Source organism: Collinsella aerofaciens (assembly GCF_039752955.1).
In the GTDB taxonomy this organism is placed as follows: domain Bacteria; phylum Actinomycetota; class Coriobacteriia; order Coriobacteriales; family Coriobacteriaceae; genus Collinsella; species Collinsella aerofaciens_BI.
Genome location: NZ_JBDMHB010000040.1, coordinates 1 through 12135, shown reverse-complemented (window position 1 = coordinate 12135; position 12135 = coordinate 1). Strand labels below are relative to the sequence as shown.

At 60.1% G+C, this 12135-nt stretch carries 11 protein-coding genes; all 11 read right to left on the bottom strand.

All coding sequences use genetic code 11. From position 1 onward, the window contains the following. The coding region (locus tag ABHR75_RS08250; protein ID WP_346964079.1) for a peptidoglycan D,D-transpeptidase FtsI family protein at positions 1–1261 on the bottom strand (1261 nt) is incomplete at its 3' end. Between the two features lie 260 nt (positions 1262–1521). Further along, positions 1522–1992 (bottom strand): hypothetical protein, encoded by a 471-nt coding sequence (locus tag ABHR75_RS08245; RefSeq protein WP_022094483.1) that lies wholly within the window; start codon positions 1990–1992, stop codon positions 1522–1524. A gap of 90 nt (positions 1993–2082) precedes the next feature. Then, a complete protein-coding gene (gene rsmH, locus ABHR75_RS08240; RefSeq protein ID WP_006234266.1) occupies positions 2083–3048 on the bottom strand; it encodes a 16S rRNA (cytosine(1402)-N(4))-methyltransferase RsmH in 966 nt (321 codons plus the stop codon). Between the two features lie 20 nt (positions 3049–3068). Further along, positions 3069–3503 (bottom strand): division/cell wall cluster transcriptional repressor MraZ, encoded by a 435-nt coding sequence (locus tag ABHR75_RS08235; protein ID WP_138112171.1) that lies wholly within the window; start codon positions 3501–3503, stop codon positions 3069–3071. A 460-nt stretch (positions 3504–3963) separates the two neighbouring features. Next, positions 3964–4905 carry a site-specific tyrosine recombinase XerD gene (gene xerD, locus ABHR75_RS08230; protein WP_175406015.1) on the bottom strand — a complete coding sequence of 314 codons (942 nt, stop codon included), beginning with the start codon at positions 4903–4905 and terminating at the stop codon, positions 3964–3966. 2 nt (positions 4906–4907) lie between these two features. Continuing rightward, positions 4908–6569 carry a CTP synthase gene (gene pyrG, locus ABHR75_RS08225; RefSeq protein WP_055286060.1) on the bottom strand — a complete coding sequence of 554 codons (1662 nt, stop codon included), beginning with the start codon at positions 6567–6569 and terminating at the stop codon, positions 4908–4910. 178 nt (positions 6570–6747) lie between these two features. After that, entirely contained in the window at positions 6748–7086 is a 339-nt protein-coding gene (locus ABHR75_RS08220; protein ID WP_161115922.1) for a helix-turn-helix domain-containing protein, read from the bottom strand. A gap of 256 nt (positions 7087–7342) precedes the next feature. After that, positions 7343–8824 (bottom strand): DUF1846 domain-containing protein, encoded by a 1482-nt coding sequence (locus tag ABHR75_RS08215; protein ID WP_022094206.1) that lies wholly within the window; start codon positions 8822–8824, stop codon positions 7343–7345. 480 nt (positions 8825–9304) lie between these two features. After that, the gene (locus tag ABHR75_RS08210) at positions 9305–10792 is read right to left on the bottom strand and encodes a YfcC family protein (protein WP_370739707.1); all 1488 of its coding nucleotides are present in this window, start codon (positions 10790–10792) and stop codon (positions 9305–9307) included. A 138-nt stretch (positions 10793–10930) separates the two neighbouring features. Further along, entirely contained in the window at positions 10931–11926 is a 996-nt protein-coding gene (gene argF / locus ABHR75_RS08205) for an ornithine carbamoyltransferase (protein ID WP_006234279.1), read from the bottom strand. A 105-nt stretch (positions 11927–12031) separates the two neighbouring features. Continuing rightward, a partial coding sequence (locus ABHR75_RS08200) for an arginine deiminase family protein (RefSeq protein WP_147343553.1) occupies positions 12032–12135 on the bottom strand: 104 nt, incomplete at its 5' end.

Here is a 12135-nt window from a genome sequence, read left to right as displayed (position 1 = left end):
ACTTATAGAAGTGCGGGGTCATCATCACGCCGCCGTTGGCGATGCCGCCCACGGCACGTGCGATCTCAATCGGCGAGACGGACAGCGCCTGTCCAAAGCTCATCGATCCCAGCGTGGCGCCGTCATACTGGTCACGCTCCTTGACGATGCCCAGGCTCTCTCCCGGAAAATCGACACCCGAGCTGTGACCGATGCCCCACTTGTCCACATAGGCGGCAAAGTCGTCGGCACCGATCTTGCGCCCCACCAGGACAAAGCCCACGTTGGACGAACGGCGCATCATCTCGCGCACATCCATGGTCATGGCATAGTCGCGCTTGTCGGCATCGGTGACGGTATCGTCGCCCACCTTGATGCTCGCCGGCACCTCAAACGACGTACTCGATCGCACGACGCCCAAGTCGAAGCCGGCGCCCGCCACGAGCGTCTTAAAGACCGAGCCGGGCTCGTAGGCGTCGGTGACCAGGCGCAGATTCATATCCTCGGTCTTGGCATTCTCCAGATCGGTCTGGTCGTAGGTCGGGTACGAGCAGGCTGCCAAAATCTCGCCTGTCGTAGGATCGGTGACCAGCGCCGAGCCGTTCTTGGCCTTAGTCTTCTCAACTGCCTCTGCCAGGGCATCCTCGGCCGCACGCTGGATATTGACGTCGAGCGTCGTCACGATATCAACGCCGTCGACCGCAGCCACCTTTTTATAGGCACCGCCCGCGATATAGCTGCCGTCCCTCGCGCGCTCGCGTACGAGAGAACCGTTCGTGCCGGTCAGAAGCTTGTTGTATTGCTTTTCGAGACCCGTCAAGCCATCGTTGTCCACATTCACTACACCCAGCACCTGCGATGCCAGATTGCCGTATGGATATACGCGCTTCATGGCCTGCTCAAAAAGCACACCGGGCAGGTTCTTCTTCTCCAGCGTCGCAGCATCGTCTTCGTCCACCTGGCGCTTGATATACACCCAGGTTCCATCGGACTCAACGAGCTTGCGGCAGGTCTTTTTATCGATTCCAGTTGCCTTGACCAGCGCCGACACCGTCTTGTCAACGTCCTCGACAAGCTGCGGGTTCACGGCGATGTTGCGACATTCGACCGACGACGCCAACACGTTGCCGTTGCGGTCGTAGATGGTGCCGCGTTTGGCATAGAGGGTCTGCGCAAGCAGGCGGCGCGCATCGGCACGCTCGCGCAGTTTATCGGCTTCGACAACCTGATAGTCGGCAAGGCGAAAGACGCCCAAGCCCAAGCCAAGCCCAATGAATCCCATGACGGCTTTGCGGCGAGGCAGAGGCGTGCCTGTGAGCCATTCGGTCGGCGAACTCTTGCGCGACCTGGTGTTATGCACTTGAGGGCCGCCCGAGCCGCGAAGTCGCGACGCCGGGTCGTTGCCACGGGACCGCCCGGCGTTGTAAGATTGCCGACCCGTTCCTTGATAACCAGAACGTCCCCGCGACGAGGGACGTCCAGAACCGCGGCCCCCATCGGAACCGCGGCGATAGTCATTTGTCATACTCAGCTACCGTCTTGCTACTGAGCGGTCGCGGTCGCGTTGGCGCCCGCGGCTGCATCCTGCGAAAAGTCAAGTGTAACGCTCTCGCTGGGCTCCACCATGCCATAAGCGCCCGCAAGGTCGCGAATGCGCGTGTCGGCGCCATAGACCGAATGCATGACCTCCAGGTCGGAGCTCTCATCGGTCGCCTTTTCGAGCGTGTTGGTAAGCTCGGCGTTGCTGTTGAGCACCTGGGCCGTAACGCCGGCGAGCGCCACGCGGGCGACGCCGATCGTCATGAAGATAGCCGCAATGATGCAAAACGTTTTAAGAACGCTCATGAAAACCGGGCTTACCGCCTGGTTTGCCTGACGGCCCGCGCCCGTGTAGACATCAAAGCGCGGCGTGCGCTGCTCACGGGGAGCAACAGGGGCCTGCGGCGTCTCACGATAGGCGGGCATGGCGTTCATATCATAGGCGAGTGCTGCGCTTGAAGTGTTGTAGCCCATGATATGCCGCCTCCCATCCCGAGTACGTTGGTAGTGTGTTTAAGCTTCGTTTATGGTGCGAGCGGGAGGTCCAATATCGCGCGGTCGCGCCTACAGACGCTGCGCCACGCGGATTTTGGCTGATCTCGCCCGAGGGTTGCGCTCAACCTCATCAGGCTGGGCAACCAAGGGTTTGCGGGTGATGACCTTGAGTATCGGCACGTTGCCGCACACGCACACCGGAATCTCCGGCGGACACGTGCACCCCTGGCTCATCTCCTTAAAGTGGTTCTTTACGATACGGTCCTCGAGCGAGTGATACGAGATGACGCAGATACGTCCGCCCGGGTTGAGCCACCTGGTGGCGGCATCAAGCCCTCGTTCGAGCACATCGAGCTCGTGATTGACCTCGATGCGAATGGCCTGGAAACTTTTCTTGGCCGGGTGTCCGCCATGCCGACGAGCGGCAGCCGGGATACCCGCCTTGATGATCTCGACAAATTGGCCGGTGGTTTCGATCGGTTCTTGCTCGCGGCGGCGCACGATCTCGCGCGCGATCTGCGAGGCAAACTTCTCTTCGCCGTAGACGCGTAGAATCCGGGCGAGGTCGTGTTCGTTATAGGTGTTGATGACCTCAGCTGCGTTTAAGGTGTTATTACCCGGATCCATCCGCATGTCCAATGGGGCGTCCTCGTTATACGAAAAGCCCCTGCCAGGGATATCGAGTTGCGGTGACGAAACGCCCAAATCGAACAGGAAGCCATCGACCCCGGGCACCTCGGCCGAGCAAAGCAGCTCGTCCAAGTCGCCGAAGTTGCCCTTCAGCAGCTGGTGCGGAACTCCGGGAACCTCGCGGTCCAGACGGGCGCCAGCGGCCTCGAGGGCCATGTCGTCCTGATCGACGCCGAGCAAAAGGCCCGTCTCCCCCACCTGCGCGGCCATCTTTACCGAATGGCCGGCACCGCCAAGGGTGCAATCGCAGACAACGGAGCCGCTCTTTAGCCGCAGCGACTCAAGCACTTCGCCGAGCATGACAGGTTCATGCCGATATTCTTGTGTCAAGATCCCACGCTCCATCCGTTACCCGTGCCTTGCCCTTACGAGAAGAAGAGGTCCAGCAGGGCCTCATCGTCATCGTCCTCATCGGCCGCGGCGCGATCCCAAACCTCAAGGTGGTCGTAGTTGCCCACAACCGTGACCTCGCGGTCGAGGTTCGCCTGCTTGCGGAGAGACTCGGAAAGACCGATACGACCGGCGCCGTCCACGTCCATCGACGTGGTGCGCTTGTTGATCGCCCTCATGAGCTTCTGGTCGTTAATGTCACGCGGGTTAAAACCCTCGTGGCCCTCACGACCCGCGAAGAGTCCTTCGACCCACTTATCGAAGGCCTCGGCAGAGAACACGTACAGAGCATCGACATCCAGGGCTTTGAACACGCGAACGTGCTCTCCAAGTTCCTCGCGAAGGGGTGCAGGCAGGGACAGACGACCTTTTGCATCGAGATTGCGCTCGTATGCACCAGTCATTCCCATGTGCGCCCTCCCCTCGGTTACTCAGATGGCACGTACGCGGGGAACCACCCCGCCTGTCGACGTCATTAATAATATGGGGAACCGCCCCATTTTTCAACACCTTTCCCCACCCCTTCCCCCACCCCGCCCCACCACTCCACCCTCCATATATTGCAAAACACCCCCAAGCATATGTTCGAAAACACAATATGTTGTGTTTACAGCAACGACGGGATGCCACCTGTGGCACCCCGCCTTTCAACCTCAACCTTCAAGTTGACCTTGAGGCGATTTTTGCGTCCCCTTACATGCCGTTCACATCGCCCCCAAACTCCCCCACCCACGGTACACACGGCCCACCACCGCGTCGGTGTCTGGCGAAAAATGGGACGGGCCCCAGATTGCCCATGCGCGCAAAAGTGCGTCTCGGCAATCTGGGGCCCGTCCCCAAATACCTATAAATATGCAGGCCAGCGATATGTTAACGATGCGCCAGCGGGTGCGCTGCCAGATAGACCTCGGTCAGTTGCGTACGATCGACATGCGTGTAGACCTGCGTGGTCGATATATCGGCATGTCCCAAGATCTCCTGTAGCACACGGAGGTCTGCGCCGCCCGCAAGCATATGGGTGGCAAAGGAGTGACGCAGCGTATGGGGATGGAGTCCCACCAGTCCCACCTGGCGCCCGTAGCGCTCACAGATGGCATGGATGCCCTGGCGCGACAGACGGCGGCCGTTCTTATTTAAAAAGACCGCCGAGGTCTCGGTTCCGCGGGCATGGGCCGCCAAGCGAGAACGTCCCTCAGTTACATAGAGCGTCAGAGCTCGCGCCGCGCTTCCCACCAGCGGGGACAGGCGTTCCTTTGAGCCCTTACCGCGAACGAGTACAAAGCCATCGTCGATATGGATATCGCCCACATCGAGCCCCACCAACTCGCTCACACGCAAACCGCATCCGTAGAGCACTTCCAAGATGGCATGGTCGCGCAAGCCCATCTCGCCCTCGGGGAAGTCTTGATCGAGCAGCGCCGAGACATCCTCCACCGATAGATACTCCGGCAAACGATCAGCCTTTTTAGGAAGGCGCAACGCCGCCGTTGGATTTTGGGCCACAGCCCCATCGCGCACCAAAAAGGCATGCAGGCCCTTCACGGCCGCAAGCGCACGCTCCACCGAGGCATCGGAATAGCCCCCATCGCGACGGTCGGCGACAAAGCCCTCCACGACCTGACGAGTCACCTCTTCAAAAGACACAATACCCGCCCGCTCCAGATAGGCGCAGTACGTCGTCAGGTCACGACGATAGGCCGCAATCGTGTTGCGCGCCAAACCCCGCTCGACCGCGAGGTAATCGAGATACTCCCCCGCCGCCACGGCGAGCGACGAGGGAGTAGCTTCGGTATGTTCCTTATTCGCCGGCACCCTTAGTCCGTAGCGAGATTCATGGGCGTCACCTGCAGACGGTCGACACCCTCGTGCTGGCCGATCGAAGCGCGCACGAACTCGCGGAACAGCGGCTGCGGGTTGGTCGGGCGGCTCTTGAACTCGGGATGAGCCTGGGTTGCCACATACCACGGATGCACGTCGCGCGGCAGCTCGACCATCTCGACCAGGCGCTCGTCGGGCGACAGACCCGAGATAACCAAACCGGCGTCCTCGAGCTGGTCACGGAAGGCGTTGTTGAACTCAAAGCGGTGACGGTGACGCTCGTAGACGAGCTCCTCGCCATATGCCTCGCGAGCAAGGGTATCGGCGGCGAGCTTGCACGGATAGGCGCCCAGGCGCATGGTGCCGCCCTTCTCGGTCACGTCCTCCTGCGAGCTCATCAGATCGATGACGCTAAACGGGCCGTCCGGATCGAACTCGGAGGAGCTGGCGCCGGCAAGGCCGACGACGTTGCGGGCGAACTCGCACACGGCCACCTGCATACCCAGGCAAATGCCCAGATACGGAATCTTGTGCTCACGGGCAAACTCGGCCGCGAGGATCTTGCCCTCCAGGGCGCGCTTGCCAAAGCCGCCAGGGACCAGGATGCCCGAGGCGTCGCCCAGAACCTCGGAGACATTCTGCTCGTCGAGGCTCTCGCCGTCGACCAGCTGGACGTCCACATGGCGATCGTAGAAGACGCCCGCATGGTGCAGGGCCTCGATAACCGACAGGTACGCATCGGGCAGCTGCGTGTACTTACCCACGACGGCGATCTTCACCTTGTCGGCGTGATGGTTGGCGTGATTCTGTTTGCGCAGGAACTCGTTCCACTCGCTCATGTCGCGCTCACGCGGATCCAGACCCAGGCGTTCGCAAATGCGCAGGTCAAAGTCCTGCTCGGCAAGCAGCTGCGGAACATCGTAAATGCTCGCGCAGTCCTCGTTGGTAAAGACGCAATCGGTGTCGACGTCGCAGAAGCTTGCGATCTTTCCGCGGATAGCGTCATCGATATGGTGGTCGGAGCGCAGCACGATGATATCGGGCTGGATGCCAAAGCTGCGGAGCTCCTTGACGGAATGCTGCGTGGGCTTGGTCTTGACCTCGTGGGCGGCGGCGATATAGGGAACGAGCGACACGTGGATGTAGCAGACGTTCTCGGGGCCGGCCTCCTTGCGGTACTGGCGGATGGCCTCGACAAACGGCTGCGACTCGATGTCGCCGATCGTGCCGCCCAGCTCGGTGATGACTACATCGGAGCCGGTCTGCTCCTCGATGCGGCGGAACTTGTCCTTAATGGCATTGGTGACGTGAGGAATCACCTGCACGGTACCGCCCAAAAAGTCGCCGCGACGCTCGCGGGCGATCAAGCTCTTATAGATGGCGCCGGTCGTAAAGTTGGAATCGCGGGTCAGGTTCTCATCAATAAAGCGCTCGTAATGACCCAGGTCCAGGTCGGACTCGTAACCATCCTCGGTAACGAAGACCTCACCATGCTGGAAGGGGCTCATGGTACCGGGGTCGACGTTCAGATACGGATCGGCCTTCTGCATCGTTACTTTGTAGCCACGCGACTTGAGCAGACGGCCCAGCGAGGCCGCGGTGATACCCTTGCCCAAGGACGAAACCACGCCACCGGTTACGAACACATGCTTGGTCATATTGAGTTACCTGCGCTTCCCGTAGAAGTTGTTTATCCACATCTTACGGGTCTTCATTGTAATACTCGCGCCGCGGACCGTTCGCAATTTTTCTCGCATGCGATTGCATTTCTCAATCTTGAAACAAAACGCCGCCCGGTTTCCCAGGCGGCGTCGCTGTGGCAAGGGTTACATGCTGCTATCGATCAGCAACCTCGTCCTCAAGCATTTCTTGAACGAGCATGCCGGTACGGACGCCCTCAAGATACCACTCGCCACGTTCGGTGAGGCAAATGCCATTTGCAAGCTGACCGCCGTCGTCGCTATAACGCGAGACGACATCAATCATGCCTTCGGAATCCAAGCGATCGATTGCGGCGCGGACACGATACGGCGAAACCCCCACGCGCTCGGCAAGCGTTTTGCGCGAGAAACCATACGGCCCGCCATTGTCTTCGGTTTGCTGGTCGATCTCCATCAACACCAGCACCTCGACACGCTTCATATCGTTGACACTCGCACGACCCTTGCCCGCCATAGCAGCCTCCTCAAACCGAGCACGAGCATCTAACGCGCCGTGCGCGACCGACACACCTCACGATGGCAGGTAATATCCATCATGCGGCATCCCGCTAAGGATGAAACAGTTACGGTTATTGTATACCGCTCAAATTGTTTCTAGGCAGGTAAACAGCTATTTTTCGCCGAAATAGGCGCTTTATTGATCAAAAAGCCGTACCGGGCGCTAACCCGATACGGCCAAAATGCAATGTAATTACCGCGGTGCTTCAAACTTAGCGATGGAAGAAACCGCGGCGCTCAAACTTGGGCTCGCAGCACACGTTGATACCCAGTTTGCGCAGTACCGTCTCGTCCGTCGGCGAGATGATCACGCTAAAGAAGGCATCGCAACCGCGCAGCTGCTCCAGGCCCGAAAGGACGCGAGCGGCCGTCTCACTCGTGGCCGAGGTGATCGACAGCGCCATAAGCGTCTCGTCGGTGTGGAGGCGCGGGTTTTTGCTTCCCAGGAAATGCGTCTTGAGCTTGCTGATGGGCTCGATCGCCTCATCGCTAATGACCTCGAGCTCAAGGTCGACGCCCGAGACATGCTTGAGGGCGTTCATAATGAGCGAACTTGCGGCGCCCAGGCGCGTGGAGGTCTTACCGGTCACCACGGAGCCATCGGGCATGACCATGGCACCCACGGGACCACCCGTCAGCTGCTCCCTGGTGAGGGCCGCCGAGCGCGCCGGTGAATAGTTCTTATCGATGCCGGCTTTCTTCATAATAATCTTGAGACGGTCGACTTGCTCATCGCCCACGCCGGTACGGCGCACATTTTCGACCGCGGTAAAGTAGCGGCGGACGATCTCCATCTTGGAAGCGTCGCGGCAGGCATCGTCATCGGTGATGGCAAAGCCGACCATATTGACGCCCATGTCCGTAGGGCTCTGGTAGGGGCTCTTGCCCAAGATCTTTTCCATCAGGGCACGGACTACCGGGAAGGCCTCGACGTCGCGGTTGTAGTTGACCGTGGTCTTGTTGTAGGCCTCAAGGTGGAACGAATCGATGATATTGGCGTCGTCGAGGTCAGCCGTGGCGGCCTCGTAGGCAATATTGACCGGATGCGTCAGAGGAAGATTCCAGACCGGGAAGGTCTCGAACTTGGCATAGCCGGCGGCGGTACCGTGCTTATGCTCGTGATACAGCTGCGAGAGGCAAGTGGCGAGCTTGCCCGAGCCGGGGCCGGGTGCCGTCACGACAACGAGTGGACGCGTGGTCTCGACAAACTCGTTCTTGCCGTAGCCTTCGTCGGACACGATCAGATCGACATCGTGCGGATACCCCTCGATGGGATAGTGCAGCTTGGCGGGAATGCCGAGCGCGTTCAGGCGATTGCGGAACACATCGGCGGCGGGCTGGCCGGCGTACTGGGTGATGACCACGGCCGCGACGGCAAAGCCGTTGCCGCGGAACAGGTCAACCAGGCGCAGCACATCCTCGTCATAGGTAATGCCAAGGTCACCACGAGCCTTGTTTTTCTCGATGTGGTTCGCGTTGATCGCGATGATAACCTCAACGTCATCGGCAATGCTCTTGAGCATGCGGAACTTGCTGTCCGGTTCAAAACCCGGCAGCACGCGACTCGCGTGATAGTCGTCAAACAGCTTGCCGCCAAACTCCAAATAGAGTTTGCCGCCAAACTGCGAGATGCGCTCCTTAATATGAGCGGCCTGCAGCTCGATATATTTCGCGTTGTCGAAACCCTGGCGCATGTATGGCTCCCGTCCCGTTTCCATTTAATGTTCTAGGCGATTATAACGGAGCCCGCCCTCCCCGATACCCAAACCATCAACAGGCACCAACCAAACACGCCCACCGCAACCACCGGGGACCCAGGATGGCTAATTTGAGGCGGGGAACAAGTCGCTCAGCACCAACGATGGCAGCGCCGCAGGTTGAGCATAAGCCAGCGAAAGCCCGCCAGAGCGAGCAAGGTGACGTGAAAGAGGAGGGCATAGGCCTTTTGGCCATGCCCGACGATTGAACGTCAGATTGCCGCTCTGGCGGGCTTGCAGCGTCGAGCGGTTCCGGCGTTTGGTAAAACGCCGGAACACAAGAGCGCCCCCTCCCGCGCATGAACGGAAGGGGGCTAAAGGTAGGAGTCTACCGGTGGGTTTACCCCACCGGACAGACGATGACCAGGTGATCCTTTACAGGATCGTCAAGGTTTCCGTGGGGTACCCGTTGGGTACTTAGAGCAGCACGCAGGCGACGGTCAGGATGACGGCGCAGACGACGGAGAGCGCGACGATGAGCTTAAGGGCAAACTTGAGCCAGGTCGTCCACTCGATCTTGGCCAGGGCGAGACCGCCCATGATGGCGCCGGAAGTCGGGGTGAACAGGTTCACGACACCGATGGCGGCGGAGAAGATCATGACCATGACCTCGGGCGAGAAGCCAAGCTTAACAGCCAGCGGTCCCATGATGGGCATGGAGACGGTGGCCATACCGGAGGTCGAGGGGATCAGGAAGGACAGGCCGAAGTAGACCAGGAAGCTCATGGGAGCGAAGATCACGCCGGACAGGCCAGCCAGGGCATTGGCGGCAGCGTCGAGGACGAAGACGTCGAGGCCGGTGTTAGCCATGAGGACGGAGATACCACGGGCGAGGGCGATGACGAGAACAACGGACATCATGTCGGCAGCGCCGGTGATGAAGGTGTTGACGATCTGCTTCTCGGACAGGCCACCGATGATACCGATCAGGACGGCCATGAGGAAGAACCAGGTGGAAGCCTCGTCGAAGTACCACTGGCCAATGGGCAGGCCGGTGATCAGGGCAGACCAGCCCTGGACGACGGCGTTACCGTCGGCGTCGTAGACAGCGCCAGCGTCGAAGAAATTGGCGACGCCCTCGTTGAGGTCGGCCAGCGGAATGAAGCCGACGATCATGACGACGAAGGTGAAGGCGAAGGCGATCAGAACACCCTTCTGACGACCGGTGAGCTTGACCTCCTTGTGGACCTCGGAAGCAGCCTTGCCGTGAGCCTCTTCGGCGTCCTTGAGCTCCTGCATCGACAGGATGGTGGAACCCTTGTCAGCCTTGACCTTCTTGGCATAGTTCATCACGAAGACGATGGACATAGCGGTAGTGACAATCCACAGGACGGCACCGAGGCCGATGATGATGGACTGGTTGACCTCAATGCCAACGCCGGTCAGAGCGTCGACGGCAGCGCCGACGGCGAACGGGTTAACCGTGGAGCCCAGGCAGCCGCAGCCAGCGCCGAGCAGGACGGTAGCGGCGCCGACCATGGGGTCGAAGCCAGCAGCCATCATGGTAGCGGCGAGCAGGGCGTAGAAGGGAACGGTCTCCTCGCACATACCATAGGTGGTACCACCGAGGGAGAAAATGAGCATAAGGACAGGAACGAGCATGATCTCGTTGCCCTTAAGCTTCTGCACCAGAACGGCGATGCCGTTGTCCAGAGCGCCAGTCTCGGTCATCATACCGAGGAAGCCGCCCAGGATCATAACGAAGAGGCAGACGGGCAGAGCGTCAGCGAAACCCAGGATCGGGGCGGTGCAGAAATCGCTCAGACGGGCGGCAGTAACCGCGCCGCCGGACGTGCCGGAGACGATAACGGTAATCACTGCAACAATTGCCAGCAGAGCTAGAAGAATGGTGAACGATGAAGGCATACCGCGCTTTTTCTTAGCGGTCTCAGTCATGGTTCTCATCCCCCCTTCATAAATCATTTAACTTTCTCGCGCGAAGCGGATCTTCCGTGCCGTGCCCACCGCCCGACGCGAGATATTTACCAGACAAAGCCGCTCGGGGTGTGTAGCAAGACACCCCGAGCGAGATGCTAGATGCTCTTACTTGAGCGTGGCGTACATGACAGCCTTGATGGTGTGCATGCGGTTCTCGGCCTCGTCGAAGACCTTGGAAGCGGGGCTCTCGAAGACCTCATCGGTGACCTCCTGCTCGGTGATGCCGAACTGCTCGCACTTCTCGGCGCCAATCGTGGTGTTGGTGTCGTGGAAGCTGGGCAGGCAGTGCAGGAAGATGGCACCCGGGTTGGCCATAGCCATGACCTCGGAGGTAACGCGATACGGGGTGAGCTGAGCGATGCGCTCGGCCCAGACCTCGTCGGGCTCGCCCATGGAGACCCACACGTCGGTGTAGATAACGTCGGCACCGGTGACGCCGTCCTTGACGTCGGTGGTCAGCTTGATGGTGCAGCCGTTGGCCTCGGCGATGGGCTTGCAGGCCTCGATGACGTCGTCAGCGGGCATGCACTCCTCGGGGCCGCAGGCCACGAAGTTCATGCCGAGCTTGGAACAGACGACCATGAGGGAGCGAGCAACGTTGTTCTTACAGTCGCCCATGAAGACGAGGGTCTTGCCCTTGATGTCGTAGTTGAAGTTCTCCTGGACGGTCAGGATGTCGGCGAGCATCTGGGTGGGGTGCCACTCGGTGGTCAGGCCGTTCCACACGGGCACGCCGGACTTAGCAGCGAGCTCCTCGACGTCGTCCTGGGCAAAGCCACGGAACTCGATGCCGTCATACATGCGGCCAAGAACGCGGGCGGTGTCCTCGATGGACTCCTTCTTGCCCATCTGCGACGAACCGGGATCGAGATAGGTCACGCCCATGCCCAGGTCCATGCCGCCGACCTCGAAGGCGCAGCGGGTACGAGTGGAGGTCTTCTGGAAGAGCAGAACGATGTTCTTGCCCTCGAGATAGCGGTGCGGAACGCCAGCGCGCTTCATATCCTTGAAGTTCTTGGAGAGCTTGAGCAGGTACTCGATCTCCTCGGTGGTGAGGTCGAGAAGCTTGAGGAAGCTACGGCCGGAGAGGTTAACACCCATGGTTCGATTCCTTTCGAAGAAATGAATTACGTAAATATTAGTGTTGCCCGTTTGACGGGCGAAACCGGTGCGGTTGTAGGGGGACCGCACCGGAACGTTAAAGACTTAGAGGTCCTCGCGCCAGAAGGGCATGCTCATGCAGCGCGGGCCGCCGCGGCCGCGGGAGAGCTCGGCGGAGGGCACGACGAGAAGGTCCAGGCCCTCCTTGT